29 protein-coding genes and 1 pseudogene are annotated in these 22,849 nt (G+C 69.3%); 27 read left to right on the top strand and 3 right to left on the bottom strand.

Translation table 11 applies throughout. From position 1 onward, the window contains the following. Position 1: 1 nt before the first annotated feature. From rpsC to rplQ, 23 genes and pseudogenes are all read left to right on the top strand, one after another. Positions 2-694, top strand: coding sequence for a 30S ribosomal protein S3 (rpsC, locus tag WMF44_RS42655; RefSeq protein WP_020740980.1), 693 nt, complete (start codon positions 2-4; stop codon positions 692-694). A gap of 12 nt (positions 695-706) precedes the next feature. Further along, entirely contained in the window at positions 707-1,120 is a 414-nt protein-coding gene (gene rplP / locus WMF44_RS42650) for a 50S ribosomal protein L16 (RefSeq protein ID WP_012240565.1), read from the top strand. A gap of 8 nt (positions 1,121-1,128) precedes the next feature. Further along, entirely contained in the window at positions 1,129-1,332 is a 204-nt protein-coding gene (rpmC, locus tag WMF44_RS42645) for a 50S ribosomal protein L29 (protein ID WP_012240564.1), read from the top strand. 53 nt (positions 1,333-1,385) lie between these two features. Next, positions 1,386-1,685 (top strand): 30S ribosomal protein S17, encoded by a 300-nt coding sequence (gene rpsQ, locus WMF44_RS42640; protein ID WP_044970145.1) that lies wholly within the window; start codon positions 1,386-1,388, stop codon positions 1,683-1,685. 4 nt (positions 1,686-1,689) lie between these two features. Then, positions 1,690-2,058: a 50S ribosomal protein L14 gene (rplN, locus tag WMF44_RS42635; protein WP_012240562.1), complete on the top strand. Its 369-nt coding sequence runs from the start codon at positions 1,690-1,692 to the stop codon at positions 2,056-2,058. Next, positions 2,058-2,375, top strand: coding sequence for a 50S ribosomal protein L24 (gene rplX, locus WMF44_RS42630; RefSeq protein WP_272102121.1), 318 nt, complete (start codon positions 2,058-2,060; stop codon positions 2,373-2,375). The genes rplN and rplX overlap by 1 nt, the downstream gene beginning before the upstream one ends. Before the next feature lie 2 nt (positions 2,376-2,377). Further along, positions 2,378-3,103 carry a 50S ribosomal protein L5 gene (gene rplE / locus WMF44_RS42625; protein ID WP_437295777.1) on the top strand — a complete coding sequence of 242 codons (726 nt, stop codon included), beginning with the start codon at positions 2,378-2,380 and terminating at the stop codon, positions 3,101-3,103. Between the two features lie 10 nt (positions 3,104-3,113). Continuing rightward, complete coding sequence (locus tag WMF44_RS42620; protein WP_012240559.1) at positions 3,114-3,299, top strand: type Z 30S ribosomal protein S14; 186 nt, start codon at positions 3,114-3,116, stop codon at positions 3,297-3,299. Positions 3,300-3,303: 4 nt separating this feature from the next. Then, complete coding sequence (gene rpsH, locus WMF44_RS42615; RefSeq protein ID WP_012240558.1) at positions 3,304-3,699, top strand: 30S ribosomal protein S8; 396 nt, start codon at positions 3,304-3,306, stop codon at positions 3,697-3,699. Then, positions 3,699-4,316, top strand: a complete 618-nt coding sequence (gene rplF / locus WMF44_RS42610; protein WP_437295776.1) for a 50S ribosomal protein L6 — start codon at positions 3,699-3,701, stop codon at positions 4,314-4,316. The genes rpsH and rplF overlap by 1 nt, the downstream gene beginning before the upstream one ends. 47 nt (positions 4,317-4,363) lie before the next feature. Further along, entirely contained in the window at positions 4,364-4,723 is a 360-nt protein-coding gene (rplR, locus tag WMF44_RS42605) for a 50S ribosomal protein L18 (RefSeq protein WP_012240556.1), read from the top strand. 79 nt (positions 4,724-4,802) lie between these two features. Continuing rightward, positions 4,803-5,282, top strand: a pseudogene (rpsE, locus tag WMF44_RS42600) (30S ribosomal protein S5); the annotation flags it as partial. A gap of 134 nt (positions 5,283-5,416) precedes the next feature. After that, complete coding sequence (rpmD, locus tag WMF44_RS42595; RefSeq protein WP_437295775.1) at positions 5,417-5,620, top strand: 50S ribosomal protein L30; 204 nt, start codon at positions 5,417-5,419, stop codon at positions 5,618-5,620. 50 nt (positions 5,621-5,670) lie between these two features. Then, positions 5,671-6,162 carry a 50S ribosomal protein L15 gene (gene rplO / locus WMF44_RS42590; RefSeq protein WP_012240553.1) on the top strand — a complete coding sequence of 164 codons (492 nt, stop codon included), beginning with the start codon at positions 5,671-5,673 and terminating at the stop codon, positions 6,160-6,162. A gap of 44 nt (positions 6,163-6,206) precedes the next feature. Then, on the top strand, positions 6,207-7,535 hold the full coding sequence (secY, locus tag WMF44_RS42585; protein ID WP_437295774.1) for a preprotein translocase subunit SecY: 1,329 nt from the start codon (positions 6,207-6,209) through the stop codon (positions 7,533-7,535). A gap of 10 nt (positions 7,536-7,545) precedes the next feature. After that, positions 7,546-8,193, top strand: a complete 648-nt coding sequence (locus WMF44_RS42580; protein WP_437295773.1) for an adenylate kinase — start codon at positions 7,546-7,548, stop codon at positions 8,191-8,193. Then, complete coding sequence (gene infA, locus WMF44_RS42575) at positions 8,190-8,441, top strand: translation initiation factor IF-1 (protein ID WP_012240550.1); 252 nt, start codon at positions 8,190-8,192, stop codon at positions 8,439-8,441. The genes WMF44_RS42580 and infA overlap by 4 nt, the downstream gene beginning before the upstream one ends. A gap of 31 nt (positions 8,442-8,472) precedes the next feature. After that, a complete protein-coding gene (rpmJ, locus tag WMF44_RS42570; protein ID WP_012240549.1) occupies positions 8,473-8,589 on the top strand; it encodes a 50S ribosomal protein L36 in 117 nt (38 codons plus the stop codon). 43 nt (positions 8,590-8,632) lie between these two features. Then, a complete protein-coding gene (gene rpsM, locus WMF44_RS42565) occupies positions 8,633-9,013 on the top strand; it encodes a 30S ribosomal protein S13 (RefSeq protein WP_012240548.1) in 381 nt (126 codons plus the stop codon). A gap of 20 nt (positions 9,014-9,033) precedes the next feature. Continuing rightward, entirely contained in the window at positions 9,034-9,444 is a 411-nt protein-coding gene (gene rpsK, locus WMF44_RS42560) for a 30S ribosomal protein S11 (protein ID WP_272102128.1), read from the top strand. Between the two features lie 11 nt (positions 9,445-9,455). After that, on the top strand, positions 9,456-10,085 hold the full coding sequence (rpsD, locus tag WMF44_RS42555; protein ID WP_012240546.1) for a 30S ribosomal protein S4: 630 nt from the start codon (positions 9,456-9,458) through the stop codon (positions 10,083-10,085). Positions 10,086-10,293: 208 nt separating this feature from the next. Next, positions 10,294-11,334, top strand: a complete 1,041-nt coding sequence (locus WMF44_RS42550) for a DNA-directed RNA polymerase subunit alpha (RefSeq protein ID WP_012240545.1) — start codon at positions 10,294-10,296, stop codon at positions 11,332-11,334. 20 nt (positions 11,335-11,354) lie between these two features. Further along, complete coding sequence (gene rplQ / locus WMF44_RS42545) at positions 11,355-11,873, top strand: 50S ribosomal protein L17 (RefSeq protein ID WP_437295772.1); 519 nt, start codon at positions 11,355-11,357, stop codon at positions 11,871-11,873. A gap of 155 nt (positions 11,874-12,028) precedes the next feature. Here the strand turns inward: rplQ and WMF44_RS42540 are convergent, their stop codons facing one another. Both WMF44_RS42540 and yccX read right to left on the bottom strand, forming a co-directional pair. Continuing rightward, on the bottom strand, positions 12,029-14,011 hold the full coding sequence (locus tag WMF44_RS42540) for a hypothetical protein (protein ID WP_437295771.1): 1,983 nt from the start codon (positions 14,009-14,011) through the stop codon (positions 12,029-12,031). 5 nt (positions 14,012-14,016) lie between these two features. Further along, entirely contained in the window at positions 14,017-14,295 is a 279-nt protein-coding gene (gene yccX / locus WMF44_RS42535) for an acylphosphatase (protein ID WP_012240542.1), read from the bottom strand. Positions 14,296-14,714: 419 nt separating this feature from the next. Here yccX and rho point away from each other — a divergent pair, with 419 nt between their 5' ends. The 4 genes from rho to WMF44_RS42515 all read left to right on the top strand — a co-directional run bounded on the left by rho (position 14,715) and on the right by WMF44_RS42515 (position 20,983). Then, a complete protein-coding gene (gene rho, locus WMF44_RS42530; RefSeq protein WP_012240541.1) occupies positions 14,715-15,962 on the top strand; it encodes a transcription termination factor Rho in 1,248 nt (415 codons plus the stop codon). Between the two features lie 116 nt (positions 15,963-16,078). Then, a complete protein-coding gene (locus tag WMF44_RS42525; RefSeq protein ID WP_437295770.1) occupies positions 16,079-18,166 on the top strand; it encodes a GAF domain-containing protein in 2,088 nt (695 codons plus the stop codon). A gap of 49 nt (positions 18,167-18,215) precedes the next feature. Continuing rightward, on the top strand, positions 18,216-19,310 hold the full coding sequence (locus WMF44_RS42520) for a (Fe-S)-binding protein (protein WP_437295769.1): 1,095 nt from the start codon (positions 18,216-18,218) through the stop codon (positions 19,308-19,310). Next, a complete protein-coding gene (locus WMF44_RS42515; RefSeq protein WP_437295768.1) occupies positions 19,307-20,983 on the top strand; it encodes an ATP-binding protein in 1,677 nt (558 codons plus the stop codon). Before WMF44_RS42520 ends, WMF44_RS42515 begins: the two co-directional genes overlap by 4 nt. A 69-nt stretch (positions 20,984-21,052) precedes the next feature. Here WMF44_RS42515 and WMF44_RS42510 read toward each other — a convergent pair whose 3' ends face one another. Further along, positions 21,053-22,618 carry a serine/threonine protein kinase gene (locus WMF44_RS42510; RefSeq protein WP_437295767.1) on the bottom strand — a complete coding sequence of 522 codons (1,566 nt, stop codon included), beginning with the start codon at positions 22,616-22,618 and terminating at the stop codon, positions 21,053-21,055. Between the last annotated feature and the right edge of the window lie 231 nt (positions 22,619-22,849).

The raw sequence follows: 22,849 nt of genomic DNA, 5'->3' as shown, positions 1-22,849 counted from the left end.
TATGGGACAGAAGACCCATCCGTATGGCTTCCGCGTCGGTGTCATCAAGACGTGGAGCAGCAAGTGGTACGAGGACGGCGCTGCGTATCAGAAGTGGCTCCACCAGGACATCCGCATCAAGCGCGCGATCAAGCAGTACCTCTACAACGCCAACATCGCCGGCGTGGAGATCGAGCGCGCCGCCAACCGCGCGAAGGTGATCGTCTTCACCGCCCGCCCCGGCATGGTGATCGGCAAGGGCGGCAAGGGCATCGAGACGCTGAAGAGCGGGAACGTCGGCACCGCCTCCAAGGGTGAGACGCTCTTCCCCGGCGTGTCGTCGTTCACCGACAACGAGGTGTTCATCGACGTGCAGGAGGTCCGGAAGGCCGAGACCAACGCGCAGCTCGTCGCCGAGAACATCGCGACGCAGCTCGAGCGCCGGATCGCGTTCCGCCGGGCGATGAAGAAGGCGGTGTCCACCGCGATGAAGTTCGGCGCGAAGGGCATCCGCGTGCGCTGCGCCGGCAGGCTCGGTGGCAGCGAGATGAGCCGCGTCGAGACCTACCGCGAGGGCCGGGTGCCGCTGCACACGCTCCGCGCCGACATCGAGTTCGGCCTGGCCGAGGCGAAGACGAAGGTCGGCATCATCGGCGTGAAGGTCTGGATGTTCAAGGGCGAGGTCCTGCAGCGTAAGGCGCGCCGGATCCAGTAGAGGGATTGCAGAATGCTGTCTCCGAAGCGAACCAAGTTCCGCAAGATGCAGAAGGGGAACAACCGCGGCCTCGCCATGACGGGCAGCGACGTCTCCTTCGGCGACTTTGCGCTCCAGTGCGTCGAGCCTGCCCGCGTGACCTCGCGGCAGATCGAGGCGGCTCGTATGGCGATCCAGCGGCACGTGAAGCGCGCGGGCAAGCTCTGGATCCGCATCTTCCCGGACCGCCCGGTGACGAAGAAGCCGCTCGAGGTCCGCATGGGTGGGGGCAAGGGCGCGCCCGAGGAGTGGTGCGCGCTCGTGCAGCCGGGCCGCGTGATGTACGAGATCAGCGGCGTGAGCGAGGAGACTGCGAAGGAGGCGTTCCGCCTCGCGTCGCACAAGCTCCCGATGCAGTGCAAGTTCCTCGCCCGCGGGCTGACGTGAGGTAGGCGATGAAGGCGAAGGATTTGCGTGAACGCACCACCGAGCACCTGCGCGAGCTCGAGAAGTCTCTGGCGGCGGGCCTGTTCGAGGCGCGGTTCAAGAATTTCACGAACCGGCTGAACGACACGGCGACGATCCGCAAGGCGAAGCGGGACCTCGCGCGGGTGAAGACGATCCTCACGCAGCGCGCGCGTGCCGAGGAGAAGGCGTAGCCATGGCGAAGAAGAAGGCAGAGACCCAGCAGCCGGCCGCTGCGGCGCCCGAGCTGGCAGCCGCGGCGCCTGCGCAGGCCGAGACCGAGGCGAAGGCGCACGGCTTCCGGCGCAAGCTGGTCGGCAAGGTGACCAGCAACAAGATGAACAAGACGGTCACCGTCGAGGTCATCCGGAACGCGCTCGACCCTGTGTACAAGAAGTACGTCCGTCAGCGGGAGCGCTACAAGGCGCACGACGAGACGAACCAGTACAAGGTGGGCGATCGCGTCGAGATCACGGAGCACAGGCCGATCTCCCGCGACAAGCGGTGGCTCGTGACCAAGCTCGTTGCCCGCCCGGTGGAGGAGTAGCGCCATGATCCAGGTGTCGACGCATCTCGAGGTCGCGGACAACTCCGGCGCCCGAATCGTGAAGTGCATCAAGGTGCTCGGCGGCTCGCGCCGCAAGTACGCCGCCCTCGGCGACGTCATCGTCGTCTCGATCAAGGAGGCGTTGCCGGGCACCAAGGTGAAGAAGGGCGAGACGGCGCGCGCCGTCGTCGTCCGCACCGCCCGGGAGTACCAGCGCTCGGACGGCAGCTACATCAAGTTCGACGGGAACAGCGCGGTCCTCATCAACAAGGAGAAGGAGCCGATCGGTACCCGTATCTTCGGGCCGGTCGCTCGTGAGCTCCGCGCGAAGAAGTTCATGAAGATCATCTCTCTCGCTCCGGAGGTCCTCTGATGAAGCGCCTCAGGGTCGGTGACCTCGTGCAGGTCATCAGCGGCAAGGAGGAGGGGAAGCAGGGCCGGATCACCAAGATCCTCGCTGACGAGGATCGCGTGGTCGTGGAAGGCCTGAACACGGTGACCCGCCACCAGCGGCCCACGCCGCGCAACCAGGAGGGCGGGAAGATCACCAAGGAGGCGCCGATTCACGCCTCGAATGTCATGCCGGTCGATCCGGCGACGGGCAAGCCGACGCGCGTGAAGGTGCGCGTCGGTGAGGACGGCAAGAAGACGCGCGTCGGCAAGAGCGGCAGCGCGATCGGTGTGGGCTAGCCATGGCGGACAAGAAGGACAAGGACAAGGCGGCCAAGGACGCCGGCAAGGGCAAGGACAAGCCCAAGCCGCAGCAGGCCAAGCCGCAGGCGCCCGCCAAGAGCAAGGAAGCCAAGGGCGCGAAGGCCAAGGGCGCCGAGGCCGAGGCCTCCGGGCCGGTCGAGGAGCGCCCGCGCGACCCGAACTACGCGCCGCGGCTCCGCACGCACTACAGGAAGAGCGTGACGGCCGCGCTCGCGAAGAAGTTCGGCTACAAGAACCCGATGATGGTGCCCCGCCTGCAGAAGGTGGTCATCAACATGGGGCTCGGCGCCGCGGTGCAGAACCCGAAGATCATCGACTCCGCCGTCGAGGACATGCGGGCGATCTCCGGCCAGAAGCCGGTGGTGACCCGGGCCCGGAAGTCGATCGCGACCTTCAAGCTGCGCGAGAACCTGCCCATCGGCGTGATGGTGACCCTGCGTGCCGAGCGGATGTGGGAGTTCGTCGATCGCCTGATCGCGTTCTCTCTCCCGCGCGTTCGCGACTTCAAGGGCGTGAGCCCGAAGGGGTTCGACGGCAAGGGCAACTTCACGATGGGCCTGCGCGAGCAGATCATCTTCCCTGAGATCGACTACGACAAGATCGACGTCGTGAAGGGGCTCAACATCTCGTTCGTGACGACGGCGAAGACGGACGAAGAAGGACGCGCGCTCCTGACCGAGCTTGGCATCCCGTTCCGGCATTGAGGGATTTTCGATGGCCCGTGCAAAAGAGTTTGCGAAGCTGAACCGTCCGCCGAAGTTTTCTACGCGGCACAAGAACCGTTGCAAGGTGTGCGGGCGCGCGCGCGCTTACTACCGCGACTTCGAGCTCTGCCGCGTCTGCCTTCGGTTGTTCGCGCTCCGTGGTGAGCTCCCTGGTGTGATCAAGGCCAGCTGGTGATTCTATGATGACCGATCCCATCGCCGACATGCTGACCCGCATTCGCAACGCGGCGCTCGCGCGGCACGACAGGACCGAGGTCCCCGCGAGCCGCATCAAGGCCGCGGTCGCGGAGATCCTCAAGTCCGAGGGCTTCATCGCCGACGTGCGCGAGACCGAGGGCGAGGGTCCCAAGAAGCTCACGATCGTGCTCAAGTACGGGCGCGATCGACAGAGCGCGATCGACGGCGTGCGCCGCGTCTCCCGCCCCGGGCGCCGCGTGTACGTGCGTCACGACAGGATCCCGCGCGTGTTCAGCGGGCTCGGGATCTCGATCCTGAGCACGTCCCGCGGGCTCATGAGCGACAGGGATGCGCGCCGTCTCAAGATGGGTGGCGAGCTGATCTGCGAGGTGTGGTGATGGAAGCTCAGGCGAACGCAGCCCAGCCCGCGAACGGTGAAAGCCGGCTCGCTCCGAAGACGTCGCGCGTTGGCAAGCGCCCGATCGACCTGCCGAAGGGGGTCACCGCGACCGTCAACGGCCGGAAGATCGACGTCAAGGGCCCGAAGGGCCAGCTCTCGCGCGCGATCACCGACAAGGTGGACATCAAGCTCGAGGGCAGCAAGCTGCACGTGAGCTCGGTGGCGCCGGGGCGCGACGCGTCGCGCCTCCAGGGCCTCACGCGGGCGCTCGTGGCCGCGATGGTGAAGGGCGTCGCCGAGGGCTACGAGCGGACGCTCGAGCTCAAGGGGACCGGCTATCGCGTCGAGCTCAAGGGCACGACGCTGAACTTCGCCCTCGGCTTCTCCCACCCGGTGACCTTCCCGGTGCCCACGGGGCTCACGGCGACGATCCCGGCGGACTCGAAGGGCACCGTCCTGATCCTGACGGGCGCGGACAAGGAGCTCATCGGGCAGACGGCCGCGACGATCCGTGGCTTCAGGCCGCCGGAGCCGTACGGCGGCAAGGGCGTCCGTTACCGCGGCGAGCGCGTGCGGGAGAAGGCTGGCAAGGCCGGCAAGGGCGGCAAGAAGTAAAGGCGAGCGGCGGCGTGTTCGCCGCTGCACCGAGGGACGAGACGGTCATGGGCATGAAAATCGTCGGTCGGGAGCGCCGGAAGCTCCGCATCCGCAAGAAGGTCGAGGGGACGCCGGAGCGCCCGCGCCTCAGCGTCTTCCGCAGCTCGAAGCACATTTACGCGCAGGTCATCGACGACGTGAGCGGCAAGACCCTCGCCCACGCTTCGACGCTGTCGAAGGACCTCAAGGGCTCCCTCGACGAGGACAACAAGGTCGAGGCGGCGAAGAAGGTCGGGGCTCTGATCGCGAGGATCTGCAAGGAGAGGCAGATCGACAAGGTCGTCTTCGACCGCAACGGCTATCTGTATCATGGGCGCGTCAGCGCCCTCGCCCAGGCGGCGCGCGAGGCAGGTCTCGATTTCTGACTCCCACAGCCGCTGCCCTGATGGTGAGGGCGGCGGGCGCGGTCAACTGCCGCGGCGGAGAACGTGATAGAGGACGGTTATGGCGTTCGATCATGTCGACGAAGAGAAGCTGAAAGAGCGAGTCATCCACATCAACCGCGTCGCCAAGGTCGTCAAGGGCGGCCGGCGCTTCAGCTTCTCGGCGCTGGTCGTGGTGGGCGACGAAGCGGGGCACGTGGGCATCGGCCTGGGCAAGGCCAACGAGGTGCCGGAGGCCATCCGCAAGGGGAACGATCAGGCTCGCAAGAACCTGTTCCGCATTCCCCTGGACGGCGTGACCATCCCGCACGACTCGTTCGGCCACGTCGGGGCGGGCAAGGTCCTGCTGAAGCCGGCCAGCCCTGGGACGGGCGTCATCGCCGGCGGCGCGGTGCGCGCCGTCGTCGAGTCGGCGGGGATCCACGACGTGCTGTCGAAGTCGCTCGGCACGAGCAACCCGCACAACGTCGTGCACGCGACCGTCGCCGCGCTCCGTGGGCTGAAGAGCCCGGAGAGCGTCGCCGGGAAGCGGTCGATGCAGCTCGACTCGCTCGACTACCAGCGCCGCGGCAGCACGAACACCGCGGGTCGACGGCGCGCGAGCGTGGCGCCGCCCCCCGGGAAGCCGGGCAGCGGCGGTGGTGCACCGAGCGGCGGCGGTGAAGGAGGCTCGCAGTGAAGCTCCGGGTACGTCAGAAGGCCAGCAACATCGGCCAGGTCGAGCACACCCGCAAGATCATCAAGGGGCTCGGCCTGCGTGGGCCGGGGTCCGTGGTGGTCGTCGCGAACACGCCCTCGTTCCGTGGCATGGTGAAGAAGGTCCTCCACCTCGTCGAGGTCGAGGAGGTCGCCGACGGAGCGACCTCCTCGAAGGCCTGAGAAGCGAGATCGTCATTCCAGCGGAGTCGCCGCGTACGGAAGTGTGAAACATGGACATTCTTTCTAAGCTCCAAGCCCCTGAGGGCGCCGTAACCAAGAGGCTCCGCGTTGGCCGTGGCGTGGGGTCGGGCGTCGGCAAGACGTCTGGCCGCGGACAAAAAGGGCAGAAGGCGCGAGCCGGCGGCAACATCAACAAGAAGCACTTTCAGGGCGGGCAGACGCCGATCCAGCGTCGCCTCCCGAAGCGTGGCTTCCGCAACCCGCTCGCGGACATCGTCGTCAACGTCAACGTCGGCGACCTCGAGGCGTTCGACGATGGCGCCCAGGTCGATCTGATCGCGCTCCACGAGCGCCGCCTCGTGCAGGGGCGGTTCGACGTGCTGAAGATCCTCGGCGACGGTGAGCTCACGAAGAAGCTCACGGTGACGGCGCACCGCTTCTCCAAGGGAGCGGTCGAGAAGATCGAGAAGGCGGGGGGCAAGGCGGTCGTGCTCGCGGCGCCTGCACCCCAGGGCAACTCGACGGACTCCTCGTCCTCGTAGTCAGCGCGCACGCGCACCCACCAAGCCGGAGTCCAGGATCGCCTATGGCCAGCCTCGCGGGAATCACCAACTTCCACAAGATCCCCGAGCTCCGGCGACGCGTGATCTTCACCCTGGTGATGCTCGCGGTCTACCGGGTCGGCGTCTTCGTGACGACGCCCGGCGTCGACCGGAACGCGATGCGCCAGTACGTCGCGAAGCAGTCCGGCGGGCTCCTGAGCTTCTTCAACATGTTCTCGGGCGGCGCGCTGGAGAACCTGTCGATCTTCGCGCTCGGGATCATGCCGTACATCTCGGCCTCGATCATCATGCAGCTCATGGGCATGGTCTACAAGCCCATCGACGAGCTGCGGAAAGAGGGCGAGCAGGGTCGCCGGCGGATCGATCAGTACACGCGGTACGGCACGGTCGCGCTCTCGCTGTTCCAGGCCTTCTCGATCGCGAAGATGCTCGAGGGCCTGTCGAGCAGCGAGACCGGGGCCGGGATCGTGAACCACCCCGGCATCGGCTTTCAGCTGATGACGGTCATCACGCTGACGACCGGGACCGCGTTCCTGATGTGGATCGGCGAGCAGATCACGGAGCGCGGCGTCTCGAACGGCGTCTCGCTCCTGATCTTCGCGAGCATCGTCACGCGCGTCCCGCAGGAGATCGGCAACTACTTCGCCCAGAACGCCGGCGATCTCCAGCCCCTGACGATGGCCGCGATCGTCGCGTTCATCGTGTTCGTCATCGCCGTCATCGCGTTCTTCGAGAACGGCAGGCGTCAGATCCCGATCGTGTACTCGCGGCGCCAGGTCGGTCGCCGCGTCTACGGCGGGCAGACGGCGCACCTGCCGCTGAAGGTGAACACGGCCGGGACCATCCCCCCCATCTTCGCGTCGTCGCTGCTGATGTTCCCGCAGACGCTCGCGAACATGAACGTCCCCGGGGCCGAGCAGATTCAGGCGATCATCAACCGGGGGGACTGGGTCTTCAACACCGGCTACGCGCTGCTCATCATCTTCTTCTGCTTCTTCTACACGAACGTCACGTTCCAGCCGGTGGACGTCGCGGAGAACCTGAAGAAGCAACAGGCAAATATCCCCGGGATCAGGCCAGGCAAGCAGACGGCGGACTACATTCACCGCGTGATCCAGCGGATCACCGTGGGCGGCGCGCTCTATGTCGCCGCGGTGTGCGTGGTGCCCTCGATCGTCGGCAACCTGCTGCGTGTCCCCTTCGGCTTCGGAGGCACGTCGCTCATGATCGTCGTCGGCGTCGCGCTCGACACCGTGAACCAGCTGGAGGCGCACCTGATCACGCGGAGCTACGAGGGGCTGACGGGCCCCGGTGCCACCCGCATCCGGGGCCGCAGGCTCCCGGAAGCGTGATGGAGGGCAAATGATCTTGGTTCTGGTGGGGCCTCCTGGAGCTGGGAAGGGTACGCAGGCGAAGCTGCTGTGCGCGCGCTTCGGCATCCCGCAAATCTCGACCGGCGACATGCTGCGCGAGGCAAAGCGGTCGGGGACCTTGGAGAAGCGCTATCTGGACATCATGGACTCTGGCGGACTCCTGCCGGATGAGGCCGTCATCGGCCTCATCGCGCGCAGGACGGCCGAGCCCGACTGCAGCGCTGGCTTCCTGCTGGACGGATTTCCGAGGACTGTGCCCCAGGCAGACGCGCTCGACGAGCTGCTGGCCAGCGCCAACCAGGGCGGCAAGCGGATTGATGCGGTGATCCAGCTGGACGTGGCGCGTCCCCTGCTCGAGGAACGGCTGATCCATCGCCGAACTGACAAACGCAGTGGACAGATATATCATCTCGTCTATAATCCGCCGCCCCCCGGTGCGGAGCTAGAGCATCGGGCCGATGATCGGCCCGAGGCTGTTGCAAAGCGTCTCGACGCCTACGAGGCGATGACGGCCGCCCTTCTTCCGTTCTACGAGCAGAAGAAGCTGCTGCATCGCGTCGATGGAGTCGGGAAGCCTGAAGACGTGACGCACAGGGTGCTGTCGGCCATTGGCCGGCCGGGCTCGGGTGGAGAATGAGGCGTAAGAATCAGACCAGACCGCCGAAGGAACCGAAGGGCGACAAGCTCGAGTTCGACGGCGTGGTTCAAGAGGCCCTGCCGAACGCCATGTTTCGCGTGAAGGCGGACAACGGCCTCGGCGTCCTCGCGACCATCAGCGGCCGGATGCGGCAGTACTACATCAAGATCCTGCCGGGCGACCGCGTGACCGTCGAGGTCTCGCCGTATGACCCGAGCCGAGGCCGGATCACGTACCGGCACAAGTAACGTAGTTTTTTGAGGAATCTGGAGGCTCCCCGTGAAGGTGCGCCCGAGCGTCAAGAAGATCTGCGACAAGTGCAAGGTGGTCCGGCGGCGTGGTGTCGTTCGGATCATCTGCGAGAACCCCCGCCACAAGCAGCGCCAGGGGAACTAGCTCTTTCGGCGGAAGCCCGCCCCCGTTTCGGTTTGGAGTAACCATGGCTCGTATCGCTGGTGTCGATCTCCCGCGTCGGAAGCATGTCGCCTACGCCCTGCCGTACCTGTTCGGCATCGGGCGGACTCTCGCCTTGCAAATCTGCGAGAAGACCAACATTCCGCAGAACAAGCGGGTCGAGGAGCTCAGCGATGCTGAGGTGAAGGCGATCCGCGACCTCCTGGACGCCGAGTACAAGGTCGAGGGCGACCTGCGGCGCGAGGTGCAGCTCAACATCAAGCGGCTCATGGACCTCGGCTGCTACCGAGGGCTCCGCCACCGGCGCGGGCTCCCGGCGAACGGGCAGAGGACGCATACGAACGCGCGCACCCGGAAGGGACCGCGCAAGGGCATGTTGCAGCGGCGTCCTGCCGCGACCAAGTGACGAGCGGGGATTAGGACGCCATGGCGCAAGCGAAGACGGCTGCCGCTACAACGAAGGCCAAGCAGAAGAAGAAGGTCAAGAAGAATGTCTCCGCGGGCATCGCGCACATTCAGTCGACCTTCAACAACACGGTCGTGACGATCACGGACATCAACGGCAACGCGATTGCGTGGTCGTCCGCTGGCGCTCGCGGCTTCAAGGGATCGCGCAAGTCGACGCCGTTCGCCGCGCAGCTCGCGGCGGAAGAGGCGGCGCGCCGGGCGCAGGAGCACGGGATGCGCTCGGTCGCCGTGTTCGTGAAGGGGCCGGGGGCCGGGCGCGAGAGCGCGCTCCGTGCGCTCCAGACCGCTGGCTTCAAGGTGACGCTGATCCGCGACGTCACGCCGATCCCCCACAACGGTTGCCGGCCGCCCAAGCGGCGCAGGGTTTGAGGTAATTCACGATGGCTCGCTACATTGGTCCGGTCTGCAAGCTCTGCCGCCGCGAGGGGATGAAGCTCTACCTCAAGGGCGAGCGGTGCTACTCCGAGAAGTGCGCGTACACGCGGCGCCCGTATCCCCCCGGCCAGCACGGCCAGGGGCGCATCAAGCTGAGCGAGTACGCCGTGCGCCTGCGCGAGAAGCAAAAGGTGCGTCGCATCTACGGCGTGCTCGAGCGGCAGTTCAGCGGGTATTTCCAGGAGGCCAACCGGCGCAAGGGCCGGACGGGCGAGGAGATGCTCGGGCTGCTGGAGCGGCGGCTCGACAACGTGGTGCACCGGATGGGCTTCGGCTCGTCCCGCGCCGAGGCGCGCCAGCTCGTCCGGCACGGGCACGTGCACGTGAACGGCAAGCGGCTGGACATCCCGAGCTACGTCGTTCGGGCGGGTGACCGGGTCGAGCTCACCGAGGGGGCGCGCAAGTTCAAGAGCGTCCTCGCCTCCATCGGCGGCGCGGACAAGCGCCCGGTCGCGAGCTGGATCGACGTGGACCGCGCGGCGTTCACCGGCGCGATCAAGGGCGCGCCGATCCGCGAGGATCTCAACGAGCCGGAGATCCGCGAGCAGCTCGTCGTCGAGTACTACTCGCGCTGATCGCGCGAGGGCGGCGCGGAGGAGGGCGGCGTCGCGAGCGTACCTTGCAGGGTGCGCTCGCTCGCTGCGGGCTCCTCTCGGCGCCGCCGTCCCGCGCTCGCGCGCGGGGGCATGGAGCCTAGGATGCGGGCAGGAGGCGGCGCCGACCGGTCGAGTGCGGCCGCGGCGTGAGACCTCCGCGCAAACCTCATGAAGGAAGGAGATCGCCATGACGATGAACAACCCGAACCTCACGATGATCGCCCGTAACTGGCGCGATCTGATCCGGCCCAAGGGCATCTCGATCGACGCGGAGAGCGGGACCCAGTTCTACGCCAAGTTCACGTGTGAGCCCCTGGAGCGCGGCTTCGGGATCACGATCGGCAACTCGCTGCGCCGCGTGCTGCTCTCCTCCCTCCAGGGGGCGGCCGCGACGGCCATCCGCATCGAGGGCGCGCTGCACGAGTTCACCACCGTGCCGGACGTGGTCGAGGACGTCAGCGACATCATCCTCAACGTGAAGGAGGTCGTCTTCAAGGCGGCCACCCCGAAGACGTACTCGGTGCGGATCGATCGCGAGGGGCCCGGGCCCGTGTACGCGCGCGACATCCAGCTGGTCGAGGGCCTGTCGGTGCTCAACCCCGACCACCTCATCGCCGTGCTCGACAAGAAGGGCCCGCTCTCGATGGAGCTCACGGTCAACGTGGGCCGCGGCTACGTGCCCGCCGAGCGCAACAAGACGCCGACCATGCCGATCGGGACGATCCCGATCGACGCGCTGTTCTCGCCGATCCGCAAGGTGAACTACACCGTGCAGAACGCCCGCGTCGGGCAGGTGACCGATTACGACAAGCTCACGCTCGAGGTCTGGACCAACGGGTCCGTCTCGCCCGCGGACGCGGTCGCCTTCGCCGCGAAGATCCTCAAGGAGCAGCTCTCCATCTGGGTGAACTTCGAGGAGAGCGAGGAGACGAGCTACCAGGCGGTGATGAGCGACGACGAGCCGCTCAACGAGAACCTGTTCCGCTCCGTCGAGGAGCTCGAGCTGAGCGTCCGCTCCGCGAACTGCTTGCAGAACGCGAACATCACGCTCATCGGCGAGCTCGTGCAGCGGACCGAGCAGGACATGCTCAAGACCAAGAACTTCGGTCGCAAGTCGCTGAAGGAAATCAAAGAGATCCTCGCGAACATGGGGCTCTCGCTCGGGATGAAGATCGACAACTGGCCGCAGCTCCTCGAGCGCTGGAAGGCGCAGCAGGCGCAGGCGTGAGTCGGTACTGAGGGAACGTCATGCGTCACAAGAAAGCGGGCAGGCAGTTTGGTCGGGATACCTCCAGCCGCAGGGCGATGCTTCGCAACCTGACGGCGAACCTGATCACCCACGAGCGGATCGAGACGACCGACGCCAAGGCGAAGGAGCTGCGGCGCGTGGCCGAGCGGCTCATCACCAAGGCGACGCGCCTCGGCAAGGTCGCGTACACCGCGCACGGGGAGCTCAGCCCCGGCGACAGAGCGCGCCGGCTCCACGCCGAGCGGCTCGTGGGCAGCTACATCCCTCGCTGGGGGGTCGCGACCGACGGCAAGAAGGTCGACATCATCGCGAAGGTGATGATCGATCTCTCGAAGCGCTTCGAGGGGCGGCCGGGCGGGTACACGCGGATCATCAAGCTCGGTCCGCGCCGCGGTGACTGCGCGCAGATGAGCCTCATCGAGTTCATCGACGCGCCGCCGGTCGAGGACGCGCCTGCGCAGGCCGCCGAGCCGGTCGCCGCGCCGGAGCCGGCCACCCCGGCGACGACCGCCGGCTGAGCCGGAACCAAGCCGGCGCCGCGTGGCGCCGGCGCAGTCGCAGCCAGCACGCCGGGAGAGCGCTCAGCTCGCCCGGCGTTTCTGCGTTGTGAGCTTGGCCGGCGCCAGGGGCCGAGCGCTGCGTGGGCCTGTGCGGGCCTGCTGCGCGCGACGGCTCAGCGGTCGCGCGCGCCGGCTTCCGGGGCGTCGTCGCTCCGCGGTTCCGCCTCCTCGGTAGGCTGTGCCGGCGGGTCGGGGTCTACCCTCGAGGCGGAGGCCGGGGCCGGCTCGGGAGACGTCTGGGACTGCGGAGGAGCGGCGCTGTCCTGCCTTCGGGGCGGCGCCGAGGCAGGTGATGCGGTCGGCTCCGGAGGGGGCGGCGCCGGGGCAGGAGACGCCGGCGGGGGCGGAGGAACGGTGCCGGCTCGCGCTCGAGCGGGCGACGGAGCGCTCCGTCGCCGGGCGATGAAGAACATCGAGAGCACCGCGGCGAGACCTACCGCTCCCGCGGCGATGTGGCGGTTCGTCTGGCTCTTCCGCTCCGCGACCTTGTCCCCGAGGGAGGTGAGCGCCGCCCTCGCGCCGGCGTGGGAAGGGTCGAGCTCGATCGCGCGCTCCAGCACGAACTTGTCCGGCGTGCCGCGCTCGATGAGGAGCGCGCCCTCGAGGTAGGCGATCTCCGCCTCGATCTTCTTCGCGCGCTCGCCTGGCGCGTCGAGGCGCAGCGCCTTGCGCAGCATGGCGAGCGCGTCGTCGCGCCGGTCGGCAGACAGCGATCGCGCCCGCTCCACGTAGGCGTCCACCATCTCCTTGCGGCGCTCGAAGAGCGGCGCGCGGGCGAGCACCTTGTCGAACGCGTCGGTCGCCTCGGCGGGCTTGCCCGCGCTCGCCGCGGCGACGCCCTCGTCCATCAGCTTGTACACCTCCGCGAGGCGCGCGCGATCGTACGTCCCGAAGAGCTCGCGCGCGACACGGTCCCACGACCACTCGCGCGGCGGCTTCACGCCGGTGAGGTCCAGGTAGGCGTCGCGGAGCTGCCAGATGCCGGGCTCGCCGATCGCGGAGATCGCCTCCCGCGCGGCGTCGCGCAGCCGCGCGCGGTCGCTGTTGCAGAAGCTCAGGATCACGCGCATGGCGTCCACGTCCCGGACGCGGCCGTAGGCGCGGAGGACGTCGGCCAGGATCTGCGTGTCATTCGACGCGATCGCCTCGCCGGGGATCGCCCGGCCGAGCAGATCGAGCTGCTTGTTGGCCCACCGCTGGACGATCTTGGCGTCGTGCTGGCGCGCCTCGATCAGCGCGGGGACCGCCTTGTCGCGCAGCTTGGCCACCTGGCGCTGGAGATCGATGCGGAGCAGCTCGCCGAAATAGGCGTGCAGCGCGATGAGCTCGCGGACCGCGGGCGTCGTGCCTGCAGCGACGAGCATCCGCTCCATCGCGAGCAGCTTGACGACATCGCGCCACGCGCTGTCCCGCGGCCGCGCCACGGCCAGCATGAAATCCAGCCAGTCCCCCTCGTCCTTCTCGTCGTCAGCGCCCTTCTTGGCGCTCTGGTCGGCCTTGGTGTCCTTCTTCGCGTCGCCGGCGTCCTTCTTTGCGCCCTTGTCGGCCTTCGCGTCCTTCTTTGCGTCGCCGGCGCCCTTTTTTGCGTCGACAGCGCCCTTCTTCGCGCCCTTGTCGGCCTTCGCGTCTGCAGTCTTCTTCTTGTTGCCGTCGCGCTCGTCCTCGCCCTTCATCGCCTTGCGGCCTTCTCTGCGCGCGTCCGCGAGCACGCGAGGCGCCGCGGCCCGATCGAGCGAGCCGCGGATGTCCTGAACGCGCAGCCGCACCGCATCGACGATGCCGGGGATCGGCTCATCGAGGGCCGCGCGGGCGTTCTCCCGCGAGCGCGCGTCCTCCGACGTGATCTGGTCGAGTATCCGGTCGAGCTCGCGGACCGCGGTGATGTCAGGCTCCGGGCGGGCGATCGGGGCGAGGCGCGGGAGCTCAGGGAGCGCGGAGGAGGCCGGCGCGGAAGCGCCGGCGTCGCGCTCGCCGGCGGCGCGCGCCGGAGGCGTCGCGAGCGGCGCTGCTGCGAGCAGGCCGATCAGGACGAGCCGCGCGCGTCGCCGCGCCGATCGCGCGCCTGCGCCCCTCGGATCCGACGTGTGGCGTGCCAAGCGCCTCAATCCGTGATGCGAAAGTCGAAGAAATCGCCGGAGAAGCCCCGCCACCGGACGTCGACGCGCTCGACCCGCGCGGCGCTCGGGCCGCGGTTCGCCCAGGCGATGAGCTCCTTCAGCTCGTCCTCCTCCCCCTCGGCGAGGACCTCGACGCTGCCGTCGGAGCGGTTTTTCACCCAGCCGGTGAGGCCGAGCCGCTTGGCCTCGCGCTGCGTGGAGGCACGAAAGAAGACGCCCTGGACGCGACCGCGGACGAACAGCTGAACCTGTTTGAGCCCCATGGAACCAGCTTGACTTAGCCGCGCGTTCCGGGGGAGGCAACTTCAGGCAGCACCTGGGAGCCATGGGCAGTTCGCCCGCGCCGTTCTTCGTACGGACGGCGCGGGCGGCCTGTGTCCGCGCCGCGCCCGACGATGCGCGCGCGCCGTCCGTGCCTCCCGCCGCGCATTGACAGAGCAGACGCGCTTGATAGAGTCGCCGCCCGATCGGCAAGCGCAGCCCGCCGATCGAGCGACATGAACGTGAGGGGCGCCGGTTGCGAGGCGAGCCCTCTTCCCTCTGGCGACCCGCCGACATCGACGACATGCTCGGCCCCGCCTCGGGTCCGACCCGCTAGACCCCCCCAAACAAAAACCAACGACCGACGGCCTCCACGCCCTTGACAGGGCACCCGCCGTCGCATCCTGGAGCTTTCCGACTCATGCACCTCAGGGAACTGAAGCAGAAACCGATGGCCGAGCTCGTCCAGATGGCGAAGGGGCTCAACATCGAGGGCGCTGCCGGGCTGCGCAAGCAGGAGGTCATCTTCGCTCTCCTGCAGGCCCACGCGGCGCAGGACCAGCCGGTCTACGGCGAGGGCGTGCTCGAATGCCTGCCCGACGGCTTCGGCTTCCTCCGGGCGCCGGACTACAACTACCTGCCGGGTCCGGACGACATCTACGTCTCGCCGTCCCAGATCCGGCGCTTCAACCTCCGCACCGGCGACAGCGTGAGCGGCTCCATCCGGCCGCCCAAGGAGCGCGAGGCGTACTTCGCGCTGCTCAAGGTCGACAAGATCAACGGCGAGCCCCCCGAGGTCGCCCGCGACAAGATCCTGTTCGACAACCTCACGCCCCTCTACCCGCAGCAGAAGTTCAACATCGAGAACGGGACGAAGAGCTTCTCGACCCGCATCATCGACATGCTCTGCCCCATCGGGAAGGGGCAGCGCTGCCTCATCGTCTCGCCGCCCCGCGCGGGCAAGACGGTGCTGCTCCAGCAGATCGCCAACGCGATCTCCGCGAACCACCCGGACACGACGCTGATCGTGCTGCTCATCGACGAGCGCCCGGAGGAGGTGACCGACATGCAGCGCACCGTGAAGGGCGAGGTGATCAGCTCGACCTTCGACGAGCCCCCGACGCGGCACGTGCAGGTCGCCGAGATGGTGATCGAGAAGGCGAAGCGCCTCGTCGAGCACAAGCACGACGTCGTGATCTTGCTGGACTCGATCACCCGCCTGGCGCGCGCGTACAACACCGTCGTCCCGCCGAGCGGCAAGATCCTCTCCGGCGGCGTCGACTCGAACGCGCTGCACAAGCCGAAGAGGTTCTTCGGCGCCGCGCGCAACGTCGAGGAGGGCGGCTCGCTGACGATCGTCGCCACCGCGCTCGTCGACACGGGCTCGCGCATGGACGAGGTCATCTTCGAGGAGTTCAAGGGCACGGGTAACAGCGAGATCCACCTGGATCGCAAGCTGATGGAGAAGCGGATCTTCCCCTGCCTCGACATCAACAAGAGCGCGACCCGCAAGGAAGAGCTGCTGCTGCCGGAGTGGATCCTCCAGCGCGTGTGGCTGCTCCGCCAGCTGCTGCACCCCCTCAACGTCATCGACTCGATGGAATTCCTCCTGGACAAGGTGAGCCGCACCGAGACCAATCAGGAATTCCTCGAGAGCATGAACCAGTAACGGCGTGTCCTAGGGGCGCTCCCGGCGGTCGTCGGGAGCGCTCTCTGTCACGCGAACGGTCCGCCCAGGGGCCCGCGCGCGCGCTCCTCCGGGCGAAGTCGTGTTAGCGTCTTCTGGTGACCGCGAAGGCGGAACAACGCACGAAGGCGCTGCAGGCTCGCGTACAGGAGCTCGAGGCGCGCCTCGCCCACGCCGACAAGACAGTGCGGGCGCTCCGGGATGTCGGGCTGGCCCTTGGCAGCACCCTGGATCTCGACCAGCTCCTCGCGCTGATCCTGAACAAGATCACCGAGCTGCTCGACGCGGACCGAGCCACCCTCTACCTGCTCGACGAGCAGCGGCAGCGGCTCCTGTCGCGCATCGTCATCGGCGAGGAGGCGCGCGCGATCGAGCTGCCCGTCGGCGCGGGGATCGCGGGCCATGTCGCCAAGATGGGGCGCACCGTCCGCGTCAAGGACGCCTACCGGGATCGCCGGTTCCAGCGCGACTGGGACGAGGTCACGGGGTACCGCACCCGCTCGATCCTCGCCGCGCCGATGAAGAACCACGTCGGCCGGACCATCGGGGTCATCCAGGTCCTGAACAAGCACGGGGAAGGGGAGTTCTCGGTCCACGACGAGGAGCTCCTGAGCGCGCTGGCGACGCAGGCGGCCGTCTCGATCGACAACTCGCGGCTGTTCCTCTCGGTGATCCAGAAGAACACGCAGCTCGTGGAGACCAAGGAGCAGCTCGAGCACCGCGTGAGCGACCTCAAGCTGCTCTTCGACCTCGAGAGCGCGATGGGCCGCGCGACCACGATGGAGGACCTCGCGCGCGCGGTCATCACGGAGGCCGGCAGGGCGTGCGAGGCGCGGGCGGGGGGGATGCTCGTCGACGAGATCGAGGGCGGGCTGTTCCTCTACTTCTTCGATCTCACGGCGTTCGACGGGGGCAGCGCGCCACCCCGCGCGCCCGCCCTCGGAGAGGAGCCGGAGGGCGTCGTGGTCGGGGCCGCCCCGAGGCCGGCGGTGAAGCGCATCGCGATGCGCCGCGGCGAAGGGGTGGTCGGGCGCGCCATGGTGAACAACGAGGCGGTGTGCTTCTCGCGCGAGGGCGCGGGCAAGGATCCGGACGACTCGCTCGTGTCGCCGCGGCTCGCCCAGCTCGTCGGCGCGGAGCTCAGGACGGCGATCGCCGTGCCGCTCGAGGGCGAGGACGCGGTGCCGATCGGCTCCATGGCCCTCTACAACTCCAGGAACCCCCACGGCTTCTCGAAGGACGATCGCGCGCTGCTGCGGCTCGTGTCGGCGAACGCGTCGACCGCGCTGCGCCTGTTCCGGTCGCGCCTCGAGCGGGAGCAGAGCGAGCGGCTCACCACGATCGGGCGCCTGCTCTCGGGCGTGATGCACGACATGCGCACGCCGCTCACGGTGATCAGCGGTTACGTCCAGCTCATGGCCGGCGCTCCCGACGCGGCGACGCGGGAGGACCACGCGCGGCTGATCCTCAAGCAGTTCGACGTCATCAGCGCGATGCAGCGCGAGGTGCTGGAGTTCGCGCGCGGCGAGCGGAGCATCCTCGTGCGCAAGGTCTACTTGACCAAGTTCTTCGGCGACATCGAGAAGCAGCTGGAGCACGAGCTCGCCGGGACCGGCGTCTCGCTCTCCCTGGAGCTCGAGGACCGAGGGACCGCGCGGTTCGACGAGGCGAAGATGACGCGGATGCTGCACAACCTGGTCCGCAACGCGGTCGAGGCGATGCGGCCAGGCGGGGGCACGGTGACGATCCGCGCCTACCGCGACGGGGGCGACCTCGCGATCTGCGTCGCGGACACCGGGAAGGGGATCCCCAAGGAGATCCAGGGCCGCCTCTTCCAGTCGTTCGTCACCTCCGGCAAGCGCGGCGGCACCGGCCTCGGGCTCGCGATCGTGAAGAAGATCGTCGACGAGCACGCCGGGACGATCGCGGTCGCGTCGTCCGACAAGGGCGCGAAGTTCACCATCCGCCTGCCCCAGGAGAGCGCGCCGTCGCGGTCTCCCGGGACCGCAGGGGGGCAGCCCCAGCTGGCGTCGACGGACGGCAGCTCGGCGACCAAAACGGGCGCGAGCGTCGCGCCGGTCGTCCACGAGGGCATCCCTCGCCGCAGGCCGGCGGGCTCAGCTCCCTCCGTCACCCCCGTGAACGAGCGGGGCCGACGCTCGTCCAGCAACGGCTCGGGCGCCTGACGCGCTCCCGCCGCTTGCGCGAGGCGCACCCGATGGAGAGACTCGAACGGTGTCCCAGCTCCGCCTGAAGCTCCTCGAGCCGCACCGGACGTCGCTCGAGAAGTGCGTCTACTGCCCCAAGCTCTCCCGCGCCGCCTGCCCCGTGTCGAACGTCGAGGCGAACGAGACGGTGACGCCGTGGGGGAAGATGTCGATGGCGTACTTCGCCGCGCGCGGCGACGTGCCGCTCGACGCAGGCCACGCGGATCCGGCCTGGGCGTGCTCCGCGTGCTTCGGGTGCCGCGAGCGCTGCGATCACAAGAACGAGGTGGCCACGGTGCTGACGGACGCGCGCGCGGAGCTCTTCGCGCGCGATCTCGCGCCGGAGGGGGCCAGGCGCGTGGCGGAGCGCTTCTCGGCCCGCGAGGAGGGCCGCGCCGGTGAGCTCGACGCGCGCTCTCGATCGGCCGCGGCCGCGCCCGACGCGGTCCACGTGCTGCTCGGCTGCGGCTACGAGCGTCACGCGCCGGACGTCGCCCGCGACGCGCTCGAGGCGACCGAGGCGCTGGCGGGCGCCCCGGCCCGCCCGGTGCGCGCCTGCTGCGGGTTGCCGCTCCTGTACGCCGGCGATCGCCCGGGCTTCGAGGCCGCCGCGCGGCGGCTCGCCGCGGAGGTCGCGTCCGGGGGGCGCTTCGTCGCCGTCGATCCCGGGTGCGCGCGCGCCGTGCGCGTCGAGTACCCGCGCGCGGGGGTGAGCGTGAAGGCCCCGGAGCTGTTCGTCGATCTCGCGCGCTCGTCGCTCGACAGGCTGCAGCGATCGGCGTCGGAGCGGCGGGTGCGCTACCACGATCCCTGCCAGCTCGGGCGCGGCCTCGATCGCTACGACGCGCCCCGGGAGATCATCGCCCGCATCACGGGGCGCCCGCCCGAGGAGTTCATCCACCGCCGCGAGCACGCCGACTGCAGCGGCGGCGGCGGCCTCCTGCCCGCCACGCGCCCCGCGTCGTCCGCCGCCATCGCCGACGCCAGGATCGCGGAGCACCGCACGCTCGGCGGCGGGCTGCTCGTGACGCACTGCGCGCAGAGCCTCCAGCGGTTCAGGACGCGGGGCGAGCCGGCGGAGGACCTCGCGAGCCTCGTCGCGCGGGCCGTCGCGCCGCGATGACCGCGCCGCCGCCAGCCGCGGACGAGGCGCGCGGCGGCGCCGCGGGGCCGGAGGAGCGCGCGCCCCAGAAGCGGCGCACGGTCGCGGGGAGGCTCCTCGCGAGCTACCTCGTGGTGCTCGCCGCCTTCGCGCTGACCGTCGGCTGGAGCGTCCAGGCGCTGCGGGCGGCCTCGCGCGACGCCCAGCTGCTGCGCGCCGGGTACGTCCCGCTGCTGCTCCGCATCGGCGAGGTCCTGGCCGAGCAGAACGTCTTCAACGCCCAGCTCAACCACATCACCGCCGCGAAGAACCCGGGGGACGTGCGCGAGTGGATCGAGACCGCGAGGCGGACCCGCCCGCTCGCGTTCTCGATCGTCAAGGACGCCGCCCGGGCGCTCGCCGGCGCCGATGAGAAGGCGACCGGCGGGGACGCCCGCGTCGGGCAGGCGGCCGCGTCGTCCGGCGTCCGCCGGTTCAGCGACGAGGTCGCGGCCGAGGTGGCGGCGATCGAGCGGCTCGTCGGCGCCAGTCCGGAGCGGTTCGCCCAGCTCTTCCAGGCGCTCGCCGTCGGCGACCGCGACCTCGCCGAGCGCACGCGCGACGAGCTGGTCAAGCGAGAGGTCGAGGGCGCGCAGCGGCTGCGGGCGATCAGGAGCCGCGTCGAGGGGCAGATGCAGAGCCTCACCGACGAGGCGGAGCTGCGCGAGGAGCGCTCGATGCACCTGCTCCTCGGGCTGGGCGTGCTGACGCTCCTCGTCGGCGTGATGATGTCGCTGTACGCGCGGCGCGTGCTCGCCCCGCTGACCGCGGTCACCGAGCGGGCCAACGCCGTCGCGCGCGGCGACCTCACCCCGAAGCAGGCGCTCGCGACGAACGACGAGATCGGCGAGCTCGCGACGACGTTCGAGGACATGGTCGCCGCGATCCGCCGCGCGCGCGCCGAGCTCGTGAACGCCGAGCGGCTGGCGGCGATCGGGAAGATGGCCGCGCACGTCACGCACGAGATCAGGAACCCGCTGTCGTCGATCGGGCTGAACCTCGAGCTGCTCGAGGAGGAGGTGGCGCGCGCCTCCGCCGCGGACACCCCTGACGCGGAGCTCAGGCCGGTGATGAAGGAGTCGGCGCAGCTCGTCACCGCCATCCGGGCCGAGGTGGACCGGCTGTCTCGCATCGCGGAGCAGTACCTCAGCGTCGCCCGCCGCCCCCGCCCGCGCCTGGAGCCGGAGCGGGTGGACGACCTGGTGCAGGAGCTGGTGGCGTTCGTGAGGCCCGAGCTCGACCGCGCCGGCGTCGCGGTCCGCGTCGAGGTGGAGGAGGCGGGGCCCGAGCTGCTCCTCGACGAGTCGCAGATCCGTCAGGCGCTCCTGAATTTGCTCCGCAACGCGCGCGAGGCGATGCCGAAGGGCGGCGAGATCGTCGTGAGCGTCAGCTTCTCGAGCGGCGCCGCGACCATCGCGGTCGACGACACGGGCCCCGGCGTGCCGGAGGAGCTGCGCGCGTCGATCTTCGACCCCTTCTTCACGACGAAGCAGCGCGGTACGGGGCTCGGGCTCGCGGTCACGCGGGACATCATCGAGGCGCACGGCGGCACGATCTCGTGCGAGCCGCGCGAGGCGGGGGGAACGCGGTTCCGGATCGCGCTGCCCGCCGGGCGCTCGCCGGCCCAGGGCCGCGCCGCGGACGAGGTGCTGTGAGCCGCGCCGGCCGCGGCGCGCTCGCGCGGCGGAGAGCGGCACGTCCGACGCGGCGCCGCTGCGCGCGGCCTATTTCGGCATGTCCAGGTACTCGAGGGCATACCCCATGAGGAGGAAGCCCACGACGGCGAACAGGATCGCCGCGAGCACATAGACGATGGTTCGAAGCGTCCGCGCCGGCGGCGGCGCCGGAGGCCGCTGCTCGATCGGCTCTGGCTCACCGGCGGTGCCTGGCCCCGGGCTCACCGAGCCCATGCTCGGCCGCACGGGTTTGTAGACGAGCGTCGGACCCTGGCCGGTCGTCGACCCGCCCGAGCTGTCCTCGGAGAAATCCGGGAGCGTCCGCGGCGTCACGGGGTGGGACACGAGCGGGGCCACGAGCTCTCGGGCCGCGTTGTTGAGCACCATGGTGCCGTTCGGGCCGGTCCACTGGACGGGCGCCGCCGCCGTCGGTCCGGCCGGCGCGCGCCCGCCAGGCATGTACGGCGGGAGCTGGCCGTCGTTCTGCGTGAGCGGCGGCTCGGCGAGGGGGTGGGCCGGCCGCTCCGGCTCGCCGTGCGGGCGCCCCGCGCTCTCGACCCACGGTTGCGCTCCCGGATCGGTCGCCGTGCGGATCAGGATGGGGTCGATCGGCGGCACCGGGAGCTTGACCGCGCCGGAGGACGGGGGCTTGTAGCTCGGGTGCGCTTGCGGGATGGGCGAGCTGCGCGCATGGCCGGAGGCGCTGCTCGCCGGCAGCGTGGAGATGGGTGAGCCGCTGACCGGATGGCTGGAGCTCCTCGCCGGCCGCAGCTCCCGCCAGGCGGTGAGCCCCTCGAGCGCGCTCTGGAAGCGGTCCGCGGGCTCCCGCGCCAGCCCCTTCGCGAGGAACGCCTCGAGCCGCGGGTCGACGGGCCCGTCCATCGCCTCGGCCAGCGTCCGCGCGTCGGTCTTCTGCTTCATCTCGACCATGATGAGCAGGTTGCGCGCCTGGAAAGGCAGCTGGCCGCTCATCGACTGGTAGATCATCGTGGCGCAGGCGTAGATGTCCGCGCGGTGGTCGACCGTCTTCGCCTTGCCGATCTGCTCGGGCGGCATGAACGAGAACGTGCCCAGGCTCTGGCCCATCTCGGTCAGGGTCTCCGCTCCCATCTCCTTCGGCAGCTTGGAGATGCCGAAGTCGAGGATCTTGACCCGCTTCGACCCGTCGGGGCGCGCCTCGATGTACACGTTCGACGGCTTCAGATCGCGGTGGATGATCCCGGCGCGGTGCGCGTCGGCGAGCCCCATCCAGACCTGCTCGATGATCGGGTGAAGCTCCTCGAAATCGATCGGTCCCGTCCGCTTCAGCCGATCGATCAGCGACTCGCCCTCGAGCAGCTCGAACACGAGGACGATGCCGTGCTCGGGGTCCTCCTCGACGTCGAGGATCTCGGTGACGTGATCGCTGTTGATGGACCCGGCGGCGCGCGCCTCGCGCCGGAACCGCTCGGCCGCGGACGACTTGGCCTTCGACTCGGCGCGCAGGAGCTTGATCGCCACCTGGCGGCCGGTGCGGATGTTCTCCGCGGCGAACACCTCGCCCATGCCGCCGCGGCCGAGCTGGCGGATGATGCGATACCGGTTCGCAACGACGGTTCCAGCTTCGAGCTCCAAGCGCGCCCTCGCCACAGAGTATCCTCCGCGACGATGCGGGGGATCAAATTCTCCGGGGCGAACGAGGTGATCCGACCGTAAGCCGCGGGATGCCGGTCGTGGGCCGCCGTCGCTCTTCCCAGGGCCGAGCGCGGCGGAAGAGCCGCAGGATCGAGCTCTTCCGTGGGGTCTCCTCCCTTCGCCGAGGCGCAGGCGCTGCGCCGTCGCGCGCGTCGCGTCGGTCGCAGGGGC

The organism is Sorangium sp. So ce426 (assembly GCF_051475585.1).
Classification (GTDB): Bacteria; Myxococcota_A; Polyangia; order Polyangiales; family Polyangiaceae; genus Sorangium; species Sorangium cellulosum_B.
Note: the sequence above shows the minus strand (reverse complement) of the source record. Positions and strands in the feature narration are given on the sequence as shown.

Coding starts and splice junctions, on each gene's coding strand:
- rpsC (WP_020740980.1), top strand. CDS start 2: ATGGGACAGAAGACCCATCCGTATGGCTTCCGCGTCGGTGTCATCAAG.
- rplP (WP_012240565.1), top strand. CDS start 707: ATGCTGTCTCCGAAGCGAACCAAGTTCCGCAAGATGCAGAAGGGGAAC.
- rpmC (WP_012240564.1), top strand. CDS start 1,129: ATGAAGGCGAAGGATTTGCGTGAACGCACCACCGAGCACCTGCGCGAG.
- rplN (WP_012240562.1), top strand. CDS start 1,690: ATGATCCAGGTGTCGACGCATCTCGAGGTCGCGGACAACTCCGGCGCC.
- rplX (WP_272102121.1), top strand. CDS start 2,058: ATGAAGCGCCTCAGGGTCGGTGACCTCGTGCAGGTCATCAGCGGCAAG.
- rplE (WP_437295777.1), top strand. CDS start 2,378: ATGGCGGACAAGAAGGACAAGGACAAGGCGGCCAAGGACGCCGGCAAG.
- WMF44_RS42620 (WP_012240559.1), top strand. CDS start 3,114: ATGGCCCGTGCAAAAGAGTTTGCGAAGCTGAACCGTCCGCCGAAGTTT.
- rpsH (WP_012240558.1), top strand. CDS start 3,304: ATGATGACCGATCCCATCGCCGACATGCTGACCCGCATTCGCAACGCG.
- rplF (WP_437295776.1), top strand. CDS start 3,699: ATGGAAGCTCAGGCGAACGCAGCCCAGCCCGCGAACGGTGAAAGCCGG.
- rplR (WP_012240556.1), top strand. CDS start 4,364: ATGGGCATGAAAATCGTCGGTCGGGAGCGCCGGAAGCTCCGCATCCGC.
- rplO (WP_012240553.1), top strand. CDS start 5,671: ATGGACATTCTTTCTAAGCTCCAAGCCCCTGAGGGCGCCGTAACCAAG.
- secY (WP_437295774.1), top strand. CDS start 6,207: ATGGCCAGCCTCGCGGGAATCACCAACTTCCACAAGATCCCCGAGCTC.
- WMF44_RS42580 (WP_437295773.1), top strand. CDS start 7,546: ATGATCTTGGTTCTGGTGGGGCCTCCTGGAGCTGGGAAGGGTACGCAG.
- infA (WP_012240550.1), top strand. CDS start 8,190: ATGAGGCGTAAGAATCAGACCAGACCGCCGAAGGAACCGAAGGGCGAC.
- rpsM (WP_012240548.1), top strand. CDS start 8,633: ATGGCTCGTATCGCTGGTGTCGATCTCCCGCGTCGGAAGCATGTCGCC.
- rpsK (WP_272102128.1), top strand. CDS start 9,034: ATGGCGCAAGCGAAGACGGCTGCCGCTACAACGAAGGCCAAGCAGAAG.
- rpsD (WP_012240546.1), top strand. CDS start 9,456: ATGGCTCGCTACATTGGTCCGGTCTGCAAGCTCTGCCGCCGCGAGGGG.
- WMF44_RS42550 (WP_012240545.1), top strand. CDS start 10,294: ATGACGATGAACAACCCGAACCTCACGATGATCGCCCGTAACTGGCGC.
- rplQ (WP_437295772.1), top strand. CDS start 11,355: ATGCGTCACAAGAAAGCGGGCAGGCAGTTTGGTCGGGATACCTCCAGC.
- yccX (WP_012240542.1), bottom strand. CDS start 14,295: ATGGGGCTCAAACAGGTTCAGCTGTTCGTCCGCGGTCGCGTCCAGGGC.
- rho (WP_012240541.1), top strand. CDS start 14,715: ATGCACCTCAGGGAACTGAAGCAGAAACCGATGGCCGAGCTCGTCCAG.
- WMF44_RS42515 (WP_437295768.1), top strand. CDS start 19,307: ATGACCGCGCCGCCGCCAGCCGCGGACGAGGCGCGCGGCGGCGCCGCG.